General features: G+C 69.2%; 27 protein-coding genes and 1 pseudogene. 18 read left to right on the top strand and 10 right to left on the bottom strand.

Annotated features, from left to right (window positions below; all coding sequences use genetic code 11):
* Positions 1–7 precede the first annotated feature (7 nt).
* Positions 8–517 (bottom strand): LeuD/DmdB family oxidoreductase small subunit, encoded by a 510-nt coding sequence (locus DAERI_RS04985; protein ID WP_103128336.1) that lies wholly within the window; start codon positions 515–517, stop codon positions 8–10.
* Between the two features lie 26 nt (positions 518–543).
* Here DAERI_RS04985 and DAERI_RS04990 point away from each other — a divergent pair, with 26 nt between their 5' ends.
* Together DAERI_RS04990 and DAERI_RS04995 are read left to right on the top strand one after the other, a co-directional pair.
* Positions 544–1,005 (top strand): nucleotidyl transferase AbiEii/AbiGii toxin family protein, encoded by a 462-nt coding sequence (locus DAERI_RS04990; RefSeq protein WP_201262719.1) that lies wholly within the window; start codon positions 544–546, stop codon positions 1,003–1,005.
* Positions 1,006–1,010: 5 nt separating this feature from the next.
* Positions 1,011–1,205 (top strand): hypothetical protein, encoded by a 195-nt coding sequence (locus DAERI_RS04995; protein ID WP_103128338.1) that lies wholly within the window; start codon positions 1,011–1,013, stop codon positions 1,203–1,205.
* On the opposite strand, the pseudogene DAERI_RS05000 reads toward DAERI_RS04995, so the two are convergent.
* The 3 genes and pseudogenes from DAERI_RS05000 to DAERI_RS05010 form a co-directional block, all read right to left on the bottom strand.
* Positions 1,204–1,326: pseudogene (locus tag DAERI_RS05000) on the bottom strand (homoaconitate hydratase); the annotation flags it as partial. The gene DAERI_RS04995 and the pseudogene DAERI_RS05000 sit on opposite strands and share 2 nt — an antisense overlap.
* Position 1,327: 1 nt before the next feature.
* Positions 1,328–1,627, bottom strand: coding sequence for a hypothetical protein (locus DAERI_RS05005; RefSeq protein WP_103128339.1), 300 nt, complete (start codon positions 1,625–1,627; stop codon positions 1,328–1,330).
* Positions 1,624–2,895 carry a homoaconitate hydratase family protein gene (locus DAERI_RS05010; protein ID WP_165794077.1) on the bottom strand — a complete coding sequence of 424 codons (1,272 nt, stop codon included), beginning with the start codon at positions 2,893–2,895 and terminating at the stop codon, positions 1,624–1,626. Before DAERI_RS05010 ends, DAERI_RS05005 begins: the two co-directional genes overlap by 4 nt.
* Positions 2,896–3,013: 118 nt before the next feature.
* Between DAERI_RS05010 and DAERI_RS05015 the strand changes: the two genes are divergently transcribed.
* Both DAERI_RS05015 and DAERI_RS05020 read left to right on the top strand, forming a co-directional pair.
* The gene (locus DAERI_RS05015; protein ID WP_103128341.1) at positions 3,014–3,502 is read left to right on the top strand and encodes a cation:proton antiporter regulatory subunit; all 489 of its coding nucleotides are present in this window, start codon (positions 3,014–3,016) and stop codon (positions 3,500–3,502) included.
* 63 nt (positions 3,503–3,565) lie between these two features.
* Positions 3,566–4,729 (top strand): cation:proton antiporter, encoded by a 1,164-nt coding sequence (locus tag DAERI_RS05020; RefSeq protein WP_103128342.1) that lies wholly within the window; start codon positions 3,566–3,568, stop codon positions 4,727–4,729.
* Here the strand turns inward: DAERI_RS05020 and DAERI_RS05025 are convergent.
* Positions 4,726–5,295 carry a DinB family protein gene (locus DAERI_RS05025; RefSeq protein ID WP_165794078.1) on the bottom strand — a complete coding sequence of 190 codons (570 nt, stop codon included), beginning with the start codon at positions 5,293–5,295 and terminating at the stop codon, positions 4,726–4,728. The two genes, DAERI_RS05020 and DAERI_RS05025, sit on opposite strands and share 4 nt — an antisense overlap.
* 70 nt (positions 5,296–5,365) lie before the next feature.
* Here DAERI_RS05025 and DAERI_RS05030 point away from each other — a divergent pair, with 70 nt between their 5' ends.
* The gene (locus tag DAERI_RS05030) at positions 5,366–5,869 is read left to right on the top strand and encodes a hypothetical protein (RefSeq protein ID WP_165794079.1); all 504 of its coding nucleotides are present in this window, start codon (positions 5,366–5,368) and stop codon (positions 5,867–5,869) included.
* Between the two features lie 65 nt (positions 5,870–5,934).
* Here the strand turns inward: DAERI_RS05030 and DAERI_RS05035 are convergent, their stop codons facing one another.
* The 3 genes from DAERI_RS05035 to DAERI_RS05045 form a co-directional block, all read right to left on the bottom strand.
* On the bottom strand, positions 5,935–7,467 hold the full coding sequence (locus DAERI_RS05035) for a B12-binding domain-containing radical SAM protein (protein ID WP_103128345.1): 1,533 nt from the start codon (positions 7,465–7,467) through the stop codon (positions 5,935–5,937).
* Positions 7,468–7,598: 131 nt separating this feature from the next.
* On the bottom strand, positions 7,599–8,357 hold the full coding sequence (locus DAERI_RS05040; protein WP_235610261.1) for a class I SAM-dependent methyltransferase: 759 nt from the start codon (positions 8,355–8,357) through the stop codon (positions 7,599–7,601).
* Positions 8,354–8,581, bottom strand: a complete 228-nt coding sequence (locus DAERI_RS05045; RefSeq protein WP_103128347.1) for a hypothetical protein — start codon at positions 8,579–8,581, stop codon at positions 8,354–8,356. The genes DAERI_RS05040 and DAERI_RS05045 overlap by 4 nt, the downstream gene beginning before the upstream one ends.
* A 275-nt stretch (positions 8,582–8,856) precedes the next feature.
* Here DAERI_RS05045 and DAERI_RS05050 point away from each other — a divergent pair, with 275 nt between their 5' ends.
* The gene (locus DAERI_RS05050; protein WP_103128348.1) at positions 8,857–9,738 is read left to right on the top strand and encodes a transglutaminase-like domain-containing protein; all 882 of its coding nucleotides are present in this window, start codon (positions 8,857–8,859) and stop codon (positions 9,736–9,738) included.
* 119 nt (positions 9,739–9,857) lie between these two features.
* Here the strand turns inward: DAERI_RS05050 and icd are convergent, their stop codons facing one another.
* Entirely contained in the window at positions 9,858–11,120 is a 1,263-nt protein-coding gene (gene icd, locus DAERI_RS05055) for an NADP-dependent isocitrate dehydrogenase (RefSeq protein ID WP_103128349.1), read from the bottom strand.
* 236 nt (positions 11,121–11,356) lie between these two features.
* Here icd and DAERI_RS05060 point away from each other — a divergent pair, with 236 nt between their 5' ends.
* The 6 genes from DAERI_RS05060 (at position 11,357) to DAERI_RS05080 (ending at position 15,565) form a co-directional block, all read left to right on the top strand.
* The gene (locus tag DAERI_RS05060; RefSeq protein ID WP_235610262.1) at positions 11,357–11,593 is read left to right on the top strand and encodes a hypothetical protein; all 237 of its coding nucleotides are present in this window, start codon (positions 11,357–11,359) and stop codon (positions 11,591–11,593) included.
* A gap of 119 nt (positions 11,594–11,712) precedes the next feature.
* Positions 11,713–12,099 carry a hypothetical protein gene (locus DAERI_RS05065; RefSeq protein WP_103128351.1) on the top strand — a complete coding sequence of 129 codons (387 nt, stop codon included), beginning with the start codon at positions 11,713–11,715 and terminating at the stop codon, positions 12,097–12,099.
* 51 nt (positions 12,100–12,150) lie between these two features.
* Entirely contained in the window at positions 12,151–12,930 is a 780-nt protein-coding gene (locus tag DAERI_RS05070; protein ID WP_103128352.1) for an alpha/beta hydrolase, read from the top strand.
* 10 nt (positions 12,931–12,940) lie between these two features.
* Complete coding sequence (locus DAERI_RS23055; RefSeq protein ID WP_268806070.1) at positions 12,941–13,525, top strand: ROK family protein; 585 nt, start codon at positions 12,941–12,943, stop codon at positions 13,523–13,525.
* Positions 13,477–13,854 carry an ROK family protein gene (locus DAERI_RS23060; RefSeq protein ID WP_268806072.1) on the top strand — a complete coding sequence of 126 codons (378 nt, stop codon included), beginning with the start codon at positions 13,477–13,479 and terminating at the stop codon, positions 13,852–13,854. Before DAERI_RS23055 ends, DAERI_RS23060 begins: the two co-directional genes overlap by 49 nt.
* A 133-nt stretch (positions 13,855–13,987) precedes the next feature.
* A complete protein-coding gene (locus DAERI_RS05080) occupies positions 13,988–15,565 on the top strand; it encodes an L-glutamate gamma-semialdehyde dehydrogenase (RefSeq protein WP_103128353.1) in 1,578 nt (525 codons plus the stop codon).
* Position 15,566: 1 nt separating this feature from the next.
* On the opposite strand, the gene DAERI_RS05085 is transcribed toward DAERI_RS05080, so the two are convergent.
* Entirely contained in the window at positions 15,567–15,908 is a 342-nt protein-coding gene (locus tag DAERI_RS05085; protein WP_103128354.1) for a DUF4180 domain-containing protein, read from the bottom strand.
* Positions 15,909–15,958: 50 nt separating this feature from the next.
* On the opposite strand from DAERI_RS05085, the gene DAERI_RS05090 reads away from it, so the two are divergent.
* The 6 genes from DAERI_RS05090 to DAERI_RS05115 all read left to right on the top strand — a co-directional run bounded on the left by DAERI_RS05090 (position 15,959) and on the right by DAERI_RS05115 (position 21,655).
* Positions 15,959–16,465: a DinB family protein gene (locus tag DAERI_RS05090; RefSeq protein WP_103128355.1), complete on the top strand. Its 507-nt coding sequence runs from the start codon at positions 15,959–15,961 to the stop codon at positions 16,463–16,465.
* A complete protein-coding gene (locus DAERI_RS05095) occupies positions 16,462–16,938 on the top strand; it encodes a DinB family protein (RefSeq protein WP_235610263.1) in 477 nt (158 codons plus the stop codon). The genes DAERI_RS05090 and DAERI_RS05095 overlap by 4 nt, the downstream gene beginning before the upstream one ends.
* Complete coding sequence (locus tag DAERI_RS22315; RefSeq protein WP_103128666.1) at positions 16,932–17,813, top strand: hypothetical protein; 882 nt, start codon at positions 16,932–16,934, stop codon at positions 17,811–17,813. The genes DAERI_RS05095 and DAERI_RS22315 overlap by 7 nt, the downstream gene beginning before the upstream one ends.
* Positions 17,814–17,826: 13 nt before the next feature.
* Complete coding sequence (locus tag DAERI_RS05105) at positions 17,827–19,143, top strand: aminotransferase family protein (RefSeq protein ID WP_103128357.1); 1,317 nt, start codon at positions 17,827–17,829, stop codon at positions 19,141–19,143.
* Between the two features lie 671 nt (positions 19,144–19,814).
* Positions 19,815–20,975, top strand: a complete 1,161-nt coding sequence (locus tag DAERI_RS05110) for an ABC transporter permease (protein WP_103128358.1) — start codon at positions 19,815–19,817, stop codon at positions 20,973–20,975.
* Positions 20,975–21,655 carry an ABC transporter ATP-binding protein gene (locus DAERI_RS05115; RefSeq protein ID WP_103128359.1) on the top strand — a complete coding sequence of 227 codons (681 nt, stop codon included), beginning with the start codon at positions 20,975–20,977 and terminating at the stop codon, positions 21,653–21,655. The genes DAERI_RS05110 and DAERI_RS05115 overlap by 1 nt, the downstream gene beginning before the upstream one ends.
* The last annotated feature ends 151 nt before the right edge of the window (positions 21,656–21,806 follow it).

Genomic DNA, 21,806 nt, shown 5'->3' on the forward strand with positions numbered 1-21,806 from the left:
CCCCAGTTTACGGGGTGGGCTCCTGCGGCTGCTCCCCCGGAAAGCGCCCGTACTTCTTGAAAAAGGCCAGGATGCTCCCCTCCCGCAGCGCCTCGCGCAGGAACTCGGGCGGCGGCGGAAGCTGAATCGTGCCGCCCGCGTACGTCAGCACGCCGGTCTGGGCGTCCAGGCTCACCTCGTCCCCGTCCTGGAACGTGCCGGTCAGGTCGGCCTCGAAGGCGGGGATGCCCAGGTTCAGCAGGTTGCGGTAGTGGATGCGGGCGAAGGAGGGCGCGACGATGCCGCCGATCTGGAGCTTTTTCAGCGCCTGCGGGGCATATTCGCGGCTGGAGCCCAGGCCCCAGTTGCGCCCGCCGATGAGCACGTCGCCGGGCCGAACCTGCGCGGCGAACTCGGGACGGATGTAGTGGAAGGCGAAGGTCTGAAACACGTCCTCACCCGCCATAAAGGGCGCGAACTTCCCGGGGAGGATGTCGTCGGTGTTGACCGAGTCGCCGAATTTCCAGATGCGGGGCATGGGGTCTCCTCTTACGATGGCGGGAGATGACGGGAATGCTAACGGCTGACTTCGAGGATTTCTTGCGGCTCCTGAACGAACGGCAGGTCCGGTATGTGGTCGCTGGAGGGTTTGCCATCGCCGCGCATGGCACGCCGCGCTACACGAAGGACCTGGACGTGTGGGTGGAAGTGAGCCCGGAAAACGCCGAGCGTCTGCTGCTGGCCCTGGACGATTTCGGCATGGCCTCGCTTGGTCTGACCAGCGCCGACCTGGAGGAGCGGGACATGGTGCTGCAACTGGGGTACGAGCCCAACCGGATCGACATTCTGACCGGCTTGACCGGAGTTGAGTTTCACGAGGCGTACCCCCGGCGCGTGCTCCTCCAGCTCGGTGAACTCCGGGTCCCTTTTCTTGCCCGCGAGGACCTGATCGCTAATAAGCGGGCGCTGGGACGACCCCGGGACCTGGCCGACATTGAGGACCTACAAGCGGACGACCTAGAATGAGGGCCGTGAAGCCCGGACTGGCCGTGCGGAAATTCAAGCTGGGGCAGGAGCCACCCGCCCGCGAAGAGTGGCGTGACAAGACCTCGGCCGAACGTGTGCTGGAGGTCGAGCGGCTGCGCCGGATGGCGGTGGGGCTGACGGGTGACCCGGACGTGCCGGGGAAGCGGGAAGTTACCGGACGCCGACATTTCGGCCGGTAGGGCGGATGGAGTGGAAGGCGAAGGTCTGAAACACGTCCTCGGCCGCCATGGAGGGCGCGCACTTGCCGGGGAGGATGTCGCCGGTGTTGACGGAGTCGCCGAACTTCCAGACGCGGGGCATGTCAGTTGATCTCCAGACGATACGAGGCACAGGCGAAGGTCACGGCGTCCACCGCACGCGCGAAACCGTGAGGAGCAGTGACTCGCAGGAAGACCTTGCCACTTTCCTCTTTCGCTATACCAACGGTCAGCACACCGAGAGGAAGGTCGTACCAAAGGCCCTCGTCGTAATTGGTGCCGCTCAGCCCACCCTCGAAAGCCCCTCTCATCCCCTCGTCGAGGACCGTTTCTCCCACGCGGGCAAGGAGTTCCAGACAGGGCAGGAAGTTCGCGCCGAGAATCCAGGCGGAATGCGCCCTCATGCCCCCACCGTCGCCTTTACGTCCTCCGGTAGCGCGATCCGCCCCGCCACCGCCGTCGCCGCCGCCACTGCGGGCGAGGCGAGGTAAATCCTCGCGTCCTTATCCCCCATGCGCCCGATGAAGTTGCGATTGGAGGTCGAGACGCAGACCTCGCCGGGGGCGAGCACCCCCTGGTGACGCCCCATGCACGGCCCGCAGCCCGGCGTGCCGAGCACCGCGCCCGCCTGCATCAACGTGAGCAGGGTGCCGTCCGCCATCGCCTCCTCCATAACCTGACTGCTCGCGGGGATGACGAGGAGACGGGTGGAGGGGTGGACCTTCTGCCCTCTCAGGACCTCGGCGGCGGCGTGCAGGTCCTCGATACGCCCGTTGGTGCATGTACCGATAAAGACCTGATCGACCTTCAGGCCACGCAGCTCTGACACATCGTGAACGTTGTCCACTTCACTTGGGGCGCTCATGCGGGGGCGCAGGGCGGAGAGGTCGATCTCGACCTCGCGGATGTACCCCGCGCCAGGATCGGGATACACCCAGTCGGGGATGTCGTAGCCGTAGTCGGTGAGGATTTCACCACCGGGGACGACGAGTCCGGCTTTCGCGCCCGCCTCCACGCACAGGTTCGCCAGCGTCATTCGCTCGCCGCGGGTAAAACGGTCTCCCGCGTGCATCTCGATGCTCTGGTAGGTGGCACCGTCCGCCCCCAGCACCCGGATCATCTCCAGCGCGGCGTCCTTGGCCGTCACGCCGGGCCGGAGGTCGCCCGTAAACGTCACCCTCACGCTTTCGGGCACGCGCAGCCAGGTCTTGCCGCTGGCGGCGGCGAGGGCGATGTCGGTCGCGCCCATCCCCGTGCCGAAGGCGGCGACCGCGCCGTAGGTCGTCGAGTGGCTGTCCGAGCCCAGGACGATCCAGCCCGGCTGCGCGAGGCGTTCCTCCATCAGCACCTGGTGGCAGATGCCGCGCCCCACGTCGAAGAGCCGAACGCCCGTGGCGGCGGCGTACTCGCGCGCCTCCTTCTGGGCCTGCGCGACGCTGACGGTGGAGGCGGGGGCGACGTGGTCGATCACGATGGAGACGCGCTCCGGGTATTTCGGCGCGGCGTCCAGGTCGCGGCGCATCCGCTCGATGAAGCTCTGGGCGATGGAGTCCACGACCATGACCTGATCGACATCCACCACGGCGAGGTCCCCGGCATAGACGGTCTGCGCGCCGCGCCGGGACAGAATTTTTTCCGCCATCGTCTGCGGGCGGGGAAGGGAGGCGGTCATGGTCGCCATTCTCGCGCGAATAGGGGGCGAGGGTATGAGCTTGAATGCTCAAATAGGTCCGAGGCCTAACGATTGTAAGGCCACTGTCTGCCGGGCGGTTCCGCCCTATCCTGGGGGCATGGTCAAGCTGGAAGAAACCCCTCTCCCCGGCGTGGGGGTGCGGCACGATTTTGACGGCCGCTTCGGCAAGCGCGTGGGCGTGATCACGCACCGGGATGGGCGGCGGGAAATCTTCGTCTCGCGCCGCGACGACCCGGACGCCTGCGGGCAGAGCATCGTCCTGAGCGACGAGGAGGCCGAGGCGATGGCCGACCTGCTGGGCGGCAGCACGATCACCCGGCACGTGTCGCGCCTCTCGCAGGACATCGAGGGCCTGGCGATGGACTGGGTGAGCCTGCCCGGCATCAGCCCCTACGCGGGGCGGCTCCTGGGCGACACCATGATGCGCACGCGCACCGGGGCGAGCATTGTGGCGATCATGCGGGACGGGCACGCGGTTCCCGCCCCGGGGCCGGAGTTCCCGCTGCGCGCGGGGGACACGCTCGTCGTGGTGGGCACACCCGAAGGAGTGGTCCGCGCCGCGAACCTGCTGAACGGCGGGGCCTGACCTCCCCCACACCCCCTTCCCGCACGCCGTCCCCGCCTCTTTCCCCTTTCGACGAGGTTCGACGTGCCCTTGGCTCAACTCTTTCTGGAACTCGGCGCGGTCATCCTCGCGCTCGCCTTCGTGGGCCGGGCCGCCGGGCGGCTGGGCATCACGCCCATCCCGCTGTACCTGCTCGCGGGGATCGGGCTGGGGGCCTTCATGTCGCTGGGCGACGCGCCCACGGAGTTCATCCACATCGGGGCGGAGATCGGCGCCGTGCTGCTGCTGTTCACGCTGGGGCTGGAGTACACCAGCCAGGAATTGCGCGACAACCTGCGGGCGAACCGGCAGGTCGGCCTGCTGGACCTGGGGCTGAACTTCACACCGGGGTTGCTGGCGGGCTTCGCCCTGGGCTTCCCGCCGCTGGCCGCCGTGCTGCTGGGGGGCGTGACGTACCTCACCTCCAGCGGCATCGCCTCCAAGGTGCTGGGCGACCTGGGCAGGCTGGGCAACCGCGAGACGCCCGTGATCCTGTCCGTCTGCGTGCTGGAGGACGTGGCGATGGCGGCCTACCTGCCGGTGGTGGCCGCGCTGCTCATCGGCGGGACGCTCATCGCCATCGAGATCAACCTGCTGGTGGCCCTCGCCGCGTTCGCGCTGGCCTTCTTTCTGGCGCTGCGCTACGGGCACGTCCTGAGCCGCCTGATGAACGTGCAGAGCAACGAGGCGCTGCTGCTCAGCGTGTTTGGGCTGGTCCTCGTCGTGGCGGGGGTGGCGGACCTGCTGAAGGTTTCCGCCGCCATCGGCGCCTTTCTGGTCGGCATCGCCCTGTCGGGCGAGGTGGCCGAGCGTGCCCGCGGGCTGATCGAGCCGCTGCGTGACCTGTTCGCCGCCGTGTTCTTCGTGTTTTTCGGGCTGCAACTGGACTTAAGCAGTGTGCCGGGCGTGCTGCTGCCCGCGCTGGGGCTGGCTGCCGTCACGAGCGCCACCAAATTCATGACGGGTTGGTGGGGCGCGGCCCGCGCCGGGGTGCAGACCCGTGGCCGGTTTCGCGCGGGGACGACCCTGATCGCGCGCGGCGAGTTCAGCATCCTGATCGCGGGGCTGGGGTTGGAATTGGTGCCCACGTTGGGACCGCTCGCCGCGGTGTACGTGTTGCTGACTGCCATTCTCGGCCCGGTGCTCGCCCGCTTCGACGCTCAACTCGCGCCGCTCTTCGACCGGAAGCTGCGGGAGGTGCGGGCCTAAGAATTCGCCGCGCGGTGCAGGTGGCCCAGGAACGCGATCTGGCCCGCGTGGTGCGCCTCATGCAGGGCGAGATGGTGCAGCACCCACTCGGGCGTGACGGTGTAGGCGGGGAGGACACGCGGCTCCCGGAAGTCGGCCACGGTCATCACCCTGAGAGTGGCGAGCAGTCCCGAACGCACCCACGAGAGCCGCGCGAGGTGGCGTTCCCGCGTCTCCCCCCGCACCTCGCTCAGGCGGCCCTGCTCATCCCGCACATCTACCGGGAACCACTCCTCCCAGCCCCCGGGGAAGTCGTCGCCGCGCACTTCACTCCCCAGCCAGTCGAGTTCGATGGCTGCGAGGTGGTAGAGCGGGTCGCCCGCGCTGCTCAGGCCGGGGGCAGGTGCCCAGTCCAGGTTACGAATCCTCGCTGACCACTCTACGGCGCGCGAGCGCGCATCCTCCAGCCGCCACAGGGCCTGGCCGATGAGGGGATCGGCGGCCCCGCCGTCTGTACGTGCAGCGTCTTCATTGCCCTCAGCATGAACGAGCCGGGGGACAGCCGCACCCGCCGAATGATGGGACACTTGGACCTGAGCAACAAGGATGACGATTTTTGAGAACACCGTGGGAGAAAGGTGAGTATAGTGGGCACGCATGACGAAACGTTCTCTGCTGCCCATAGCCGCTCTCGCCGCCGTCTCGACCCTGGCCGCCTGTGCCCCCACCGCCACCACGGCCATGATCACCGACCCCATCCTTGCCCAGGGGCAGGTCTGGGTCATGACTCCGCAGGTCGCCGACGCCGGCCCCGCCCGGACCATGACGGTCGGGGTCCGTGACTTCAAGGTGAGGAACTCGGCCTCGTACGAGCCCACCTTCGTCCGAATGAACGACCGGGCGATGGCCGACCTGTTCTTCTATGACCCCGACGACTCGGACCCCGAATTCGTCTTCGCCATGCGGCTCACGAGCACGGGCAGCGGGGATTACGAGGCCTGCCTGGTGCGGGAACCCGGGGCCGTGGCGGTCGGGCAGCCCCTGAAGGGGGCCTACGCCAAGAATCTCGGGGACCGGAAGGTGTTCGACCTGTTCGACGACTACATCGACACGGGGAAGATGGACGGGCTGGCGTCCTGCACGCTGACCCGCACGAAGTAACGCGGACCTCCATCCTCTGACCCACAAATAGAAGGCCGGGGCTCTCGCACCCCGGCCCTCTGCCTTTACACCGCGAGCCCCTGCGCGTGGGCGCTCACGTCCTTCGTCTCGTACTGGCCGGGCGGCAGGCCGATCACCGGCATGTTGGCCTCGAACTCGTCGCGCCAGCCGACCTCGTCCAGGGCCTTTTTCCAGGCGCCGATGCTCTCGCTCTTGTAGATCGAGTAGGCGGCCATGCCCACTTCCGGGCCGCCGCGGGCGATTACGGACTCGACCCAGGCCCACTTGGCGGACACATTGCGGAGTTCGGCGGTCGTGCGCAATTCCTTCTGGATGCGCTTGAGGCGCTTCTCGATGGTCTGCACGCCCGCGAAGGGGTCCGCGAAGTGCGGTGTGTGCCGCTTGGGCACAAAGGGGCTGATGCCCAGCGCGACCCGGTTGATCTTCGCCAGGTCCTTGGTAAAGCTGATCAGCTCGGTGATGTCGTCGTCGGTCTCGGTCCCGAGACCGATCATCATGTAGACCTTGATGCCGGAGAAGCCCAGGTCACGGCTGATCTGCGCGGTCTTGATCAGGTCCTCGGTGGTAATCCCCTTCTTCAGCCAGCGGCGCAGGCGCTCGGAGGGCGCGTCAGAGGCGACGGTGAAAGTCCGCAGCCCGCCCGCCTTGAGGATAGCGGCCAGTTCCTCGTCCACCGTGTCGGCGCGAATGCTGGAGACGCCGAGCTTGATGCCGCGCTCAGTCAGCGTGCGGCCCACGTACTTGGTATGTGGGAAGTCGGAGAGCGCCGCGCCCACCAGCCCGACCTTCTCCACCCAGTCGGGGATGGTGTCGAGGAGTTCCTGCGCCTGGTTGTTGCGGTTGGGGCCGTACATCGTCCGGGCGAGACAGAAGGTGCAGGGACGCGGGCAGCCACGCTGCGCCTCGACCAGGAACATATTGCTGAGTTCCGAGTGCGGCGTGACGATCTGGCTGTAAGCGGGCAGCAGTTCCTTGGGGGCGGTCGCCCACGTCGGCTCGTGGACGTGCCGGGCGGGGAGGAAGATGCCGGGCATCCCGTCGATCAGGTCGTAGAACTCCTCGCGGGTGCTGGACTCGCGCAGGGCTTCGGACACCACGGGCACGATCTGCTCGCCGTCACCGATCACGATCACGTCGGCGAAGGGCGTCAGCGGGTAGGGGTTGGAGGAGGTGAAGGGGCCGCCGATCATCACGACGGGGTCGGTGTCGCTCCGCTCCTCGCGCAGCGGGTGCATCCCCGCTACGTCCAGCGTGCGGATGATGTTCGTCAGGTCCAGCTCGAAGGAGACGCTGAGGGCGAAGAGTTCGCAGTCGCCCGCGTCGCGCCCGCTCTCGACGGTGGGCAGGGCCTGCCCGGTGCGCTCGAACGCCTCGACGTCGTCGGGGAGGAAGGCCCGCTCGCAGGCGACGCCCTCCTCCTGATTGAACATGCGGTAGATGACCTGATAGCCGAGAGAGGCCATCCCCACGGAATAGCGGTTGGGAAACGCCAGCGTGACGCGGATGGGCGCCTGTTTGAAAAGGGTCCCGGTTTCCGCGTCGAGCAGCGGTTTGATTTGACTACGCCAGTAACTCAAGAAGCCTCCACGGTGCCTAAGGGGGAAGGGGCGCTGGGGGCTGAGGGTCGCTCAGGAGTCAGCGCACGTCACAATCGAATAGTTTAACGGATTTTGTTTTCCGAACTGAAGCGGGGGTTACGGCTTGGGCGTCAATCCAGGCGGCCCAGGAAGGCGTGCGTGCGGTAGGCGAGCGTCACCACGTCACCTCGCTGATGCTGGTCGAAAAGACGATCCAGTTCCCGTGTCATCGCCGGGTAAGCGGGGTCCTCCGGTGAAGGCAGGTAGCTCACGCTGGCGGCCAGGCCGTGCAGCCGCTCGCGGGTGAGCGGGAGGGGATTCTCAAACGTGATCCGCTCGAAGCCCCCGGGCAGGAGGTGGGGCAACTCCTGCTCGGGGACGCGGGTGGCGACATCCGGCGTGCCCACCTCCTGAAACGGGCGGACCGTCTCGCCGTAAGCCCTGTTGAAGGCCGTTTCCTCGCCCCGCCAGTCGTTCCAGACGAGCAGGACCTGACCGCCAGGACGCAGGATACGGCGGAACTCACGCACCGTGGGCTCGGGGGTGAACCAGTGGGCGGCCTGGGCGGCGGTGATCAGGGCGACGGAAGCGTCCGGCAGGCCGGTGGCCTCGCTCGTCCCGTCATGGACAGTGAGGCGGCCCGCCGTGATTTCCCCAGCCAGTGCCGCTGCCAGTTGGGCACGCATCTCGGGATTGGGCTCAACGGCGTGGACCTTCGCCCCCTGCCCGAGCAGCAGGCGGGTGAAGAGGCCGGTGCCCGCGCCAACGTCAGCGACGCCATCAAGGAGCAGGCCCCGCTCGGCAAGCCACAGCCCGAGAGCGTCCGGGTAGGAGGGCCGGGCCTGCGCGTACACCCCCGCCCTTCCCAGAAACCGGTCGGGAGTCCTCACTGCCGCGACCCGCGTGCAGGGCGCCACGCACTCGCAATGAAGTAGGTCAGGCCGCCCAGCAGGCCCGCCACGACCAGGAACCGCAGCAACCGCGCCAGCACACCCGCCATCCCGACCACGAAGGCGCCCAGCCCTACCAGGAGTTGCCCCGCCAGCCACACCAGCGCCAGCGCGGTGACGGCCAGCAGCACCACTCCGGCCAGGGCGATCAGGAGGCGTGTCATGGGGGGAGGATAGAGCGATAGGCGGTCAGCCGTCAGCCCTCGGTGAGAAGGGGGCACCCTAAAATCATCTGCTCCCCCCTCCCGCCCATTCTCCCAAAGGAAAGGGGGGCTCCACGCCCCCTTCGATTTCCCTGACAGAACTGTCCTCACAGTAGCCCCGAACTTTCCGTGGTGCAACCCTGAGACGTTTTTCCCGGCTTCACCGACAATACGGGCGGTCGCGCGGCCAAACCCACACGGCAGGCCGGGCGTTCGTCGCCCGGACGGGAGGTTGGATGACCACTCCGCAACACAGCGCCCTGGACTTTTTCCGGCAGCCTGGGCCCCACACCGACCTCGGCCCCTACCGCGCGGCCTTCCACGACCTGCCGCGTGATGTGCCCGCCCTCTGCGAGATCGTGCGCGGCCTGGTCCTGCACCCCTTCGACGCGCACCTGTTCGGCGTCCAGCTTCCGCCCGAACGGGATGCCCAGGACGGCTCCCACCGTGGCGTGCAGGCCAAGTTGCGCCGCATCCTCGAGCTGGATGGGCGTGACCTCACCCTGCCCAGACCACCGGAGCGGCGGCTCTCGGCGCACTGCATGAACTTCGCCGTCCTGCTCACTGCGCTGCTGCACCATCAGGGGGTGCCCGCCCGCGTCCGCAGCGGCTTCGTGATGACCGGGGAGGAACACTACAACCACTGGATCACGGAATACTGGCGGGACGAGGAGAACCGCTGGGTCCGGGTAGACCCGCAGCTCGGCCCCGAGCAGCGCCGGGCGGCAGGGGTGACGTACGACGCCCACGACCTCCAGCCCGGGCAGTTTCAGACGGCCACCGAGGTGTGGGCGCGCTGCCGGGGCGGGGAGAGCGGCGCGGTTCGCTACGGCTGGGACTGGAGCCAGCCTCAGGCGCACGGCTGGCCCTACCTGCGCGGACAGGTTGTGCATGACCTCGCTGCCGTCCACGGCGTGGACAGCTTTCCCAGTTCCGACCGCTGGGGCTTGATCGGCGCGGCAGGGGTGACCCAGGCCGACCTGGCGCTGCTGGACCGGGCCGCGGCCCTGACGAACCTCGGCAACGCTGCCTTCGGGGAACTCCGGGCACTTTACGAGGGTGACCCCCGACTCCGTGCCCCTGCACTTGCACCGGGAGCAGGACGCTCAAGCATTTGAAGAGAGAACCGTGTCAGGTGGAGCCCTTCACTCCGCTTAGGGTGACCATTCTTCTGTCAAACGCTCTCAAAAGTGGGGGCAGAGAGCCATCCCCGGCCCTCTGCCCCGCCCAACCTTCTTTACGCCTGGCGCATGTTCTCGATGATCCTGTCGGCGAACTGGCTGGTCTTCACCTCGGTCGCGCCCTCCATGTTGCGGGCGAAGTCGTAGGTGACGACCTTCTGCCCGATGGTCTGATCCAGGCCCCTGAGGATCAGGTCGGCGGCCTCGGTCCAGCCCATGTAGCGCAGCATCATCTCGCCGGACAGGATGACCGACGAGGGGTTGATCACGTCCTTGCCCGCGTACTTGGGCGCGGTGCCGTGCGTGGCCTCGAAGATGGCGTGGCCGGTCACGTAGTTGATGTTGGCGCCCGGCGCGATGCCGATGCCGCCGACCTGCGCGGCGAGCGCGTCGGAGATGTAGTCGCCGTTGAGGTTCAGGGTGGCGATCACGTCGTACTCGGTGGGCCGCAGCAGAATCTGCTGGAGGAAGTTGTCGGCGATCACGTCCTTGATGACGACGCCGTTCGGGAGCTGGAGCCACGGCCCGCCGTCGAGTTCCACCCCGCCGAATTCACGCTTGGCAAGCTCATAGCCCCAGTCGCGGAAGGCACCCTCCGTGAATTTCATGATGTTGCCCTTGTGGACCAGCGACACACTCTTGCGCCCGTTGTCGACGGCGTACTGGATCGCGGCGCGCACCAGGCGCTCGGTGCCTTCCTTCGAGACGGGCTTCACGCCGAAGGCGGAAGTCTCGGGGAAGCGAATCTTGGTGACGCCCATCTCGCCGATCAGGAAGTCGCGGAACTTGGCCGCCTCGGGGGTGCCCGCCTTGTACTCGATCCCGGCGTAGATGTCCTCGGTGTTCTCGCGGAAGATCACCATATCCACGTCCTGGGGCCGCTTGAGGGGGCTGGGCACGCCCTCGAAGTACTGCACCGGGCGCACGCAGGCGTACAGGTCGAGTTCCTGGCGCAGCGCCACGTTGATGGAGCGGATACCGCCGCCGACGGGCGTGGTCAGTGGCCCCTTGATGCCGAAGAGGAACTCATCAAAGGCGTCGATGGTCGCCTGCGGGAGCCACTCACCCTCGCCGTAGACCTGGACGCTCTTCTCGCCCGCGTAGACCTCCATCCACTCGATCTGGCGCTCGCCGCCGTAGGCCTGCTGCACCGCCGCGTCGAGCACCCGCACCGAGGCGCGCCAGATGTCGGGGCCGGTGCCGTCGCCCTCCACGAAGGGAATGATGGGGCGGTCAGGCACCTGGAGCTTGCCCCCCTCCATGCGGATCTTCTCGCCCTGGGTGGGCACCTGGATATGCGGATCGCTGAGCTGGGTCATGTCGGCCCAACTCTACCCCTCCCGCGCCTGAGAGGTGCATGGGTGTCTGTGTCACCCGAATGGTGTCGACGCGGTTCAACTTTTCACGCTCCTCCCCTCCCCCCGCTGCATGAAGCGACGTCGCAGCTCAGCTAAAGGTCGAGCTGGGAGGCGTGAAGTCGAGGTTCACCCGGTCGGCGCCTCGCCGCGCCATGCTGCCCCTACCCAACCGGGAATCCACGACCAGGAGGTTCACCGTGAGTGATGACAAGAGCACGCTGGAGAACATGGCCGACGCCGCCGGAGCCAAGCTGAAGGAGGGCGCCGACCGCGCCCGAGCCGCCGGGCATGATGTGGCCGGGGCCTTCAGCGACAGCCCGAAGCATGACATCGAAGCCGCCGAGGACCGCGCCAAGGCCGAGGTCCACAACGCCGAGGCGCACGCCGAGTACCGCGAGGGCAAGCGCGAGGCGCAGGACGGCGACGGGCACTGAGCTTCGGCAGCAGGGCGACCGGCTTCCAATTCCGGGGGCCGGTCTTTTACTGGATTGGTCAGGTGGGGGACCGCCCCTTTGCCGCAACGGGACAGCACCCGGAATGGCAGCATGAGGTCATGCTAAAGCCCTGGTCCGCCGCTGCTCTGCTTCTCGCCCTGCCCCTCAGCGCCTGCGGAGTTCTGGGCGTGCCCCGGACCGTCCCCCTGGGTGTGGTGAAGGTCAGCCTTCCGGCTACGGTCTCCGCAACGGCGCCCCTGCAGGTGGATGTCCGGGTCGGCGTGGGGTCGTGTGAGGATACGAACCACCGCCTCACCCTGATTTCCCGGACGGCACAGGTTCTGGCCCTGAAGGCCGAGGCGACCGAGACCCGTCCGGGTGCCGTGTGTCCTGCCGTCTACACCGAGACGACGCTGTCGTACACCGACTCCGGCACGCTTGCCCGCACCGATCCCTTTGAGGTGATCGTGAACGGGAAGGTCTGGGGCAAGGTTCGCGTTCAGTGAACCTCATCTCGGGGACTCAGCGGAACGGGTGGAGCGTCTGGGAGTGAACGTATGACGGACGAGCGAATCTTCAACCCAGCCGATCCACACGCCACGCCCATGCACGGCGACACGCCCTACCTGATCGAGCGGCGCGTGCTGGCGGGGGTGCCCGTCCTGATCGAGCGCCCACCGGAAGTCACGGAAATCCGGGCCTCCTGCCTCGTGTACCACGGCGCGTGGGCGGCCAAGGAGGGCAAACTGGGCGTGTACTCCGCCCTCGCGGCGCGGGGCTGGGCCGTCGTGATCCCTGACGCGGCGCTGCACGGCGAGCGGGTGGGCGACACGCCGCCCGGCCTGAACGCCCGCGAGTACGTCTGGGAGAGCGTGCGGGGCACGGTGGCGGAGGCCCCGGCCTTGCTGAACGCTCTTGAACAGGTGTTCGGCCCGCTGCCCTTTGCGGTGGTCGGGTCGAGCATGGGCGGCTACGTGGCCCAGACTCTCGCCCGGACCGAGGCGCGGGTGGGGCGGGCGGCGGTGCTGATCTCCTCGGGCGTGTGGGAGGAGCCGGAGGTGCGGGTGCCGGAACTGCGCGCCTTTCTGGAGACCCACCGCCCCACGACCCACGCGGGCGACGCGCCGCCCGTCCCCCTCCTGCTGGCGAGCGGGGACAGCGACCCGGTGTTTCCCCTCGCTGCCCACCACGTCCCGACCGCCGCTGCCTACCGTGAGGCCTACGCGCGGGCGGGGTGCCCGGAAAACTTCCGGGAGATCGTGTTTCCGGGTGTGGGGCACTACACCAGCCGGGGGATGCGGGACACGGTGGTCAGGTTCCTTCTGGCGAAGGGATAAGAATGTCCGCATGACCTCCCCCGGCGATCCAGTCCCGTCCCTCCTCGCCCTCGATATCGGCGGAACGTCCATTCGCGCCGCGCTGGTGGAGGGTGGGCGGGTGACCGAGCGGCACGAGACGCGCACGCCGAAGCCCGCCGTCCCGGAGGCTGTCCTCACGGCGGCGCTGGACCTCGCCGCGCCCCTGGCCCCCCAGGCGGCGGCGGTCGGCGTGGCCTGTGCGGGGGCCGTCGCCCGGGGCCGCGTGACCGCCACGGCGGCCCATACTTTTCCCGGCTGGACGGACGTTCCGCTGGCCGAGCGGGTCTCGGGGGGCCTGGGGCTGCCCTGTGCAGCATTGAACGACGCGCGGGCCGCTGCCTGGGGTGAGTTCCGCGTGGGGGCGGGACGCGGGACGAGCGAGTTCATGTTCATCACGGTGAGTACCGGGGTGGGCGCCGGGCTGGTGCTGGGGGGCCGGCTGCACCTCGCCGCGAACGGGCTGGACGCCGAACTGGGCTTCGTGAGCGTGCCCGCCCAGTGGAACCCGGGGGGGAGGTTCCGGGCGTGGGTCTCCTCTCCTCTCTGGAATTCGAGACGAGCGGCACGGCCTTGAACGAGCAGGCGAGGAAGCTGGGGTATGAAGGCGCCCGGACGCTGTGCGACGCGGCCGAGGATGGCGAGGCTGTGGCGTCCGCCGCCTACACCCATTCCGCCGCCCACATCGCCTGGAAGATCGCGGACGTGGCGGCGCTGCTGGGCGTGACGCGGGTGGCGCTGGGCGGCAGCGTGGGCCTGCGCCCCGGGTACCTGGCCCGGGTGCGGGAGTCGCTCGCCCACTTCCCTGAACGCTACCGTCCTGAAGTTATCCACGCGGAACTGGGAGCGGACGCGGGGCTGATCGGGGCAGCGTTGTGGGCCGGGCGGGAAGCAACCGTGACCTAACATCTGTAAAGCCACAGCGGCCAGAGGTACATCCCTCAGCCTTCAGCAGCACCTCTTTTTTACCGTCCGACAGCGGTTTTGCGCCGCTCCAGGGGGCGTGTTACCCTCGCCTTAATCTCAAGGAGGCAGGGCAATGACGAGCACACTGATGGAGGGCTTCCTCCCCTTTGAACACGAGCCGTACTTCAACTTCGGGCAGGAGGACGTGGCGCAGCGGCAGCGCGAGGCCTACCGCCGGGTACGCGAGGGGTACCTGGGCCGGACCTTCCCGCTGTACATCGGCGGAAAGCCGGTCGAGGGCGGCGAGACCTTCGAGGTCCGCAACCCCGCCGACACCCGCGAGGTCGTGTGGCACTTCCCCAAGGCGACGGCGGAGCAACTGGAGGAGGCCATTCGCTGCGCGAAGGTGGCGTTCGAGGAGTGGCGCTTTTCCGACCCGATGCAGCGGGCGACGATCTTCAAGCGGGCCGCCGAGCTGCTGCGCACCCGCCGAATGGAATTCAACGCCGTGATGGGCCTGGAAAACGGCAAGAACTGGGCCGAGGCGGACGGCGAGATCGCCGAGTGCGTGGACCACTTCGAGGTCTTCGCCCGCGAGACGCTGAAGTGGGCGCAGGGCAAGCCCGTCTACCCCATGCAGGGCGAGCACGTGACGATGGTGTACGAGCCCATCGGCGTGGTTGCCGTCATCAGCCCCTGGAACTTCCCGGCGGCGATTCCGCTCGGCATGGCGCTGGGGGCCATCGCGGCGGGAAATACGGTGGTGTGGAAACCGGCCTCGGAGACGCCGCTCTCCAGCCTGCTGCTCGTCGAACTCCTGTTCGAGGCGGGGCTGCCCCGGAACGTCATCCAGTTCCTGACGGGGACAGACGAGGTGCTGGGCGATCCGCTGGTGGATCACAAGGACATCCGCATGATCGCCTTTACCGGCTCCAAGGAGATCGGCTGCCGGATCATGGAGCGCGCGGCGAAGGTGCAGCCGGGCCAGAAGTGGCTCAAGCGCGTGATGGCCGAGATGGGCGGCAAGGACCCGACGGTGGTGTGCGCCGACGCTGATCTGGACGCCGCGGCGCAGGGCATCGTGCAGGCGGCCTTTGGGTACGCCGGGCAGAAGTGTTCCGCGTGCAGCCGGGTGATCGCCGAGGAGAGCGTGTACGACGAGCTGCTGGACAAGGTGGTGAGCCTCGCCCGCGACCTGAAGGTCGGCTCGCCGGAGGAGAACGCCCCCCTCGGCCCGGTCATCCACGAGGGCAGCGCGAACCGCATCATGGGGTACATCGAGAAGGGCAGGGGGACGGCCCGACTGGTCCTCGGCGGCGAGCGGGCGGACAGCGGGGAGCGCGAGGGCGGGTACGTGCAGCCCACGATCTTTGCAGACGTGGACCCGAAAGACCCCCTCTTCCAGGAGGAAATCTTCGGGCCGGTGCTGAGCTTTACCAGGGCGCGCGACTGGCGCCACGCCATCGACCTCGCCAACGACTCGGAGTACGGGCTGACCGCCGCCTTCTACAGCCGCGATCCGGGGAAGATTGGTGAGGCGCGGCGGCTGATTCACGTGGGGAACCTGTACGTGAACCGCAAATGCACCGGGGCGCTGTCGGGCACCCACGCCTTCGGCGGCTACGGCATGAGCGGCACGAACGCCAAGGTGGGCGGCCCCGACTACCTCTTCTGGTTCCTCCAGACGAAGACGGTGGCGCAGAAGTATTGAGTTAGACCTGGGACCTCAGCCAGGCCCACGCTTCCTCCTCCGTGTGGACGAACCGAATCCAGGCGTGGGTCCGGTGCTCATACGCCAGCTCGGCGAAGCGTTCCCCGTGCGCCGCGAAGTCGGGCAGCACCAGCGCGACCCGGATGCGGTAGTTCGTGAACTTCTGGAAGGCCTCGCCCGCCAGCCCGCTGCGCAACCGGAAGAACTCGGGGGACAGGTCGGCTTCCGTCAGGATCAGCCCGTCCAGGCCGAAGGCGGCTCCGATCACGTCCGGCACGTCGGCCAGGGCGCGGAGGGACACGCCCAGCTCGCCCGCCGTCTTGACCCGGGATTCAGCCTCCATCTCCAGGTCAGGGTAACCCTCTGCCAACCGCTCTCTGCGAAACTACCCCCATGACCGACACCCAGGCTGACCGAAACGGGCGCGCCCAGCTCGCCTTCGCCCGACTGCTGCCCAAGCTGTTCCGGGGCGGGCAGGCCTTTGTGGGCGTGGAAGCGGCGCTGAGCGGGCTGGACGGGGCGGTGGCCGCGCGCAGGCCGGAGGGCCTGCCGCACAGCGTCGCCGAACTCGTGGCGCACGTGAACTGGTGGAACCGCTGGATGCTGGACGTGATCGAGGGCGGGCAGGCGATGCCGTACCCGAAGCACGCGGCGGACACCTGGCCCGCGGCGGGCGAGGCCGACTGGGGGCGCGTCAAGGCCGAGTTCTACGAGTTGCTCGCCCGCATCGACACGCACACGGCCCGCCCGGACCTCGCCAACCCGGTCAACCACGACGAGACCATCGGGGAGCTGCTGGCGGACTTCGCGCTGCACACCGCACATCACTTCGGGCAGGTGGTGACGGTGCGGCAGGCTCTCGGGGCGTGGCCGCCTCCCGGGGGTGGGGACACGTGGTGAGCGGGGAACAGGCCGCGTTTGGGAAGGCGGTGGGCAACCTCTTCTCCGGCGGCCCCGCCAACGTCCCCTGGGAGCGGGCGCTGGAGGGGCTGGGCGCGGAGGACGCGGCGCGGGTGCCGCCCGGATTGTCCCACTCAGCCGCGCAGGTCGCCGCCCATGTGGCGTTCTGGCAGGACTTCCTGCTCGAGGCGGCGGGCGGCGGTCACCCCACGTGGCCTGAACACGCGGCGGGCGGCTGGCCCGAGCCGGGGGATTGGGAGGCGCTGCGCTCCCGGCTGCTCGGCGGTCAGGAGCGGCTGCGGGCCCTGAGCCGCGACGCCAGCTTCACCTCCGGCCTCACCCGCGAGGGCCAGCCCTGGGCCGCCACGCTCGTCAACTTCGCGGGGCATGGCGTCTACCACCTCGGGCAGGTCGTGCTGATCCGGCAGGCCCTCGGGCTGTGGCCGCCCCCGAGTGGGGGGGACACGTGGTAGGGGCGCGGCCAGCAGCCCTGGACCCGGGCGCGGCGCTCGCCGTCACGGAGCTCAACGCGGGCGACTCCAGCCGGGCCTCGCACGTGTGGCGGGTGGACTTGCCGGGCGGCCCGGTGATCCTGCGCCGCGCCTGGTGGACCTCGCCGCGGGTCAGCCCCTTCATGCTGGGGCTCTCCCGGCTGTTCGGGGTGGACCCCCGCGACCTGCACGCCACCGCCCGGACCTACCGCTTCTGGCAGGGGCTCGGCGCGTGGGCGGTGCCGGACGTGCTGGGTCTGGTGGAGTTCCGGGGAAGCCCGGCGCTGGGGGTGGAGTTCGTGGAGGGCGAGCCGGCCCGGGACCTGCACGAGGCGGACGCGGGGGAACTGGGGCGGCGGGTGGCGGCGACTCACGCCCATGCCTCTGACGTGTATGGGGATGTGACGGGCGAACACCGCTTCCCACTGACCGACTTCTACCCGCGCGCCCTGAACGTGGTGCGCGAGCTGGCCGAACACTTCGGCCCGGCGGCCTGGGCGGACCACTGGCCGCAGGTCGAGTCGGCCTTCACCTCCGTCCCCTGCCCCACCCGGGCCGTGCCCACGCTGCTCGACTGGAACGGCACGCAGTTCGTGTGGCGCGGCGGCCAACCCCACGCGCTGGTGGATGTGGAGTCCTGCGCCCTCGCCCCTCCCGAACTCGACCTGTGCCTGTGGGAACTGCTGCTCACACCGGAAGGCGCCCGGGACTTTCGGGCGGCCTACGCGCGGCACCTCCCCTTTCCCGACCTGCGCCCCCACCGCGCCGCGTGCCGCCTGATCCTGCGGGCGTTGGAGGTGGAGGGTGACCCCCCGCCCAGCGAGTGGCTGGCCCTCCCGCCCCTCTTCGACTCCTGAAAGGCCCGCACCCGTGACCGACTCCAGCGTCTTCTACCGCTCCCGCAAGCCCTACCCCACCGCCGTGCGCGGCGAGGGCGTGTACCTGTTCGACGCCGGGGGGCGGCGTTATCTGGACGGCTCCTCGGGGGCGCTGGTGGCGAACATCGGGCATGGCCGCGTGGAGGTCGCCGAGGCCCTGGCGCGCCAGGCCCGCGAGCTGCCCTTTGTCCACGGCTCGCAGTTCACGAGCCCGGTGCTGGAGGAGTACGCGGCGCGGCTCATGGGCTTCCTGGGGCTGCCGGGTTTCCGCTTCTGGGCGGTGTCGGGCGGGTCGGAGGCGAACGAGAGCGCCATCAAGCTCGCCCGGCAGTACCACGTCGAGCGGGGCGAACCGGGCCGCTACAAGGTGATCACCCGCGTGCCGAGCTACCACGGCGCCAGCCTCGGGGCGCTCGCCGCGTCGGGGATGGGCGCGCGGCGGGCCATCTACTCGCCCCTGATCAACGAGGCCGCGTGGCCGAAGATGCCGAAGCCGGACCCCTCCCTCCCCGGTGAGGAGGACGCCGAACGGCTGCGCGGGGTGCTGGAGGAGGCCGGGCCTTCCAGTGTCGCCGCCTTCATCGCCGAGCCCGTTGTGGGGGCGTCGGACGCAGCGCTAACCCCGAATGCGGGTTACCACAAGCGAATCGCCGAGATTTGCCGCGAGTACGGCGTCCTCTTCATCGCCGACGAGGTGATGAGCGGGATGGGCCGCTGCGGGGCCCCGCTCGCCGTGCGCCTGGGGGGGGACGTGACGCCCGACCTCGTGGTGCTGGGCAAGGGCCTGGCCGCCGGGTACGCGCCGCTGGCGGGCCTCGCCGCGAGTGCCCGGGTCTACGACACCGTGATGAACGGTTCGGGGGGCTTCAAGCACGGCTTCACCTACGCGGGCCACCCGGTCAGTGTGGCGGCAGGCCTGGCCGTCCTGGACGTCGTGGAGCGGGAGGGCCTGACAGAGCGGGCGCGGGTGCAGGGAGAGCGGCTACTGGCGGGGCTGCGGGAGTTGCGGGAGAAGTACCCCGTTGTGCTGGAGGCGCGCGGGCAGGGCCTGCTGCTGGGCCTGGTCCTGGGCGACCCGACGACAGGGGCAGCCTTCGGGACCCCGGGCGTGGCCGACCGCGTGGCAAAGGCTGCCCTGAGCCGGGGCCTGATCACCTACCCCGGCACGGGCGCCGTGGACGGCACGCGCGGCGACCACCTCCTCCTCGGCCCCCCCCTGACGATCACGGACGCCGAGTTGGGGGAGATGCTGGCGGCGCTGGACGGGGCACTGGAGGCGGCGACACGGGAGCAGGTGGGGACGGCCTGACGGGATGACAGGACGGGGAACCGCCCCGGTCCTCCAGAATTCTGGACAAACTCCCACACGGCAGGGAGAGGCGCCCCTCCGCCTCTGAACTGTGAGAGGACAGGTGTTGGAGGACAGGCTTGGCCTGCCACCCCTCTCCCCGCCTCCCCTGCAAACGCTTGCTGCGAAAGGAGAACTTGGGCGACACAGCCTTTTCGTCGCCCGGCACGAGGGCGAGCTCCACTCGCCACCCTCTCTGCAAGCAGCTCGCCGAGTCCCAACCTCCCCCACACGGGGAGGGGAGGAACAGTGCCGAGGCTTTTGCTTTTCAAAACCGTCTATTGCGGGCAGCCCATCCCCACAAGGGAACTTGCACTCGCACCGCCTTCACCACGCCTTGCTCGCGCAGCGAGACGGTGGGCCCGCGGCTCAGGAAGCAGCAAGATCAAACCTTGCGCGTTAAGGAAGACGACCACGGGCGCGGCGGGCCGAGCCCCTTGCCGAGCGCAGCGGAAAGCTCCCCTGCCCCCTCCGGGGGTAGGAGCTGGGGGTGGGGGCAAACCGCAGCAAGATGCCCTGCCCGCCGAAGCTGTACCCCTCCACCTCCGAGTAAGGGAGTTAGTCCTCCCCCTCCACCTCAACCGCAGCCCTTCCCCCCGTCCCTCCCCCCAAACCGGCGTAATTTGAGACCCGTGAACCCGTCCGACCTCTGGAAACTGGCCTGGAAAGGCCTGACCCGCCGCCCGGTACGAACCCTCCTCACCGCCCTGGGCATCACCGTCGCCGTGGCGAGCATGGTGGTCTTCCTGTCCCTGGGCGAGGGCATCCGTAAGGTCTTCACGGCCGAACTCGGCGGCATCGGCCCCGACGTGCAGGTGAGCCTGAGCGGCCTGACCCAGGGCTTCGCGCCGCAGCCGAACCTGCCGCAGTCGGTGGTGGGCGACCTCCAGAAGCTGTCGGGCGAGCTGGGCATCACCTCGGTCACGCCCGTGGTGATGACGGTGCGCGGCAGCCTGGACGTGACGCAGAGCGCGGTGCTGTATGGCCTGCCCGCGGCGCAGGGGGTGGGGGCGGTATTCCCGAACACGCCGGCGGCGCGGGGCCGCAGCCTGACCCCGGCAGACGAGGGCCAGGGGGTCGCGGTGGTCGGGGCGAAGGCGGCGCAGAACCTCCACCTGGGGCTGGGCTCGGTCCTGAACCTCAACCGCCGCAGCCGGGTGAAGGTGGTGGGGGTCCTGGCCCCGAAGTCGGGCCTGGTGGACAGCTTCATCTTCCTGCCGCTCACGACGCTGCAACGGGCGGAGGGGGCACAGGGGCGGGTGTCACTCGTGGCCCTGAAGCTGGCGAACCCGCGAAATGCCCGGCTCGTCGCGGACACGGTCTCGAAACGGCTGAATGTGGAGGCGCAGACGCAGTCGGACTTCCTGTCCTTCGTGGACCGGGCCTTGCGGATCAGCGACGCGGTGCGCTTCGGCATCTCGCTGATCGCCCTGATCGTGGGGGGGCTGGCGGTGGCGAACACGGTGATGATGGGCGTGTTCGAGCGCACCCGCGAGTTCGGGACCCTGCGGGCCATCGGGGCGCGGCCCGGCTTCGTGCGGGGGCTGGTGCTGAGTGAAAGCCTGCTGCTGGCACTCGCGGGCGGCGTGGGCGGGCTGATCCTGGGGTTGGGGGGAATCGCGGCGGTGAACGCCTACACCCAGCAGCTCGCGGGGATCGACGCGGCGGCGCTGACGCCCCGGCTGACCCTGCTCGCGCTGGGGATCAGCCTGCTGCTGGGGCTGCTCTCGGGCCTGCTCCCGGCCCGGGCGGCGAGCCGACTGGGGATCACCGACGCGTTGGGGCGCGTGTGATGACGGGTTCCTGCGTCCTGCGGGTCGAGGGCCTCTCGCGCATCTACCCCAGCGGGGAGGGCACCGTCACGGCGCTCGCGCCCTTCACCCACGCCTTTCCGCCGGGGATGACGGCGGTGGTCGGCCCCAGCGGCAGCGGTAAGAGCACGCTGCTCAACCTGCTCGCGGGCTTCGACACGCCGACCACGGGCCGCGTGTGGGTGGACGGCACCGACCTGCACGCGCTGCCCGAGGCGGGGCGGGCGGACTTCCGGCTGGCGAACTACGGGTTCGTGTTCCAGAGCCACAACCTCGTGACCATCCTGACCGCGCTGGAGAACGTGGAATTGCCGCTCACGCTGGCGGGACTGCCCCCACGGGAGCGGCGTGAGCGGGCGCGGGCGCTGCTCGACCAGGTCGGCCTCTCGGGCCGGGCCTCGCACCTGCCCTCGCAGCTCTCGGGCGGGGAGGCGCAGCGGGTCGCCATCGCGCGGGCGCTGGCGCACGACCCGCGCGTGCTGCTCGCCGACGAGCCGACCGGGAACCTCGACTCGCACACGGGCGAGCGGGTGCTGGAGTTGCTCACCGGCCCGGCACGCGAGGGGCGCACGGTGGTGCTAATCACCCACGACCGGGACGTGGCGGCGCTCGCCGACCACACGCTGAGAGTCCGGGACGGGGTGGTGACGGCGGGGGACTGAGGCGCCCTTGGGGTGAGTCGGGGACGAGAGGCAGAGGGAAACCAATCGGCGGCAACAGGCCAGAAGCGAGTCCGCCCGACTCATGCGCTGGCTGACAGACGGATCACCCTCAAGCTGGGACACAAGAGAACATCCAGGCCAGCGCCGGACG

The organism is Deinococcus aerius, from assembly GCF_002897375.1.
Lineage (GTDB): Bacteria > Deinococcota > Deinococci > Deinococcales > Deinococcaceae > Deinococcus > Deinococcus aerius.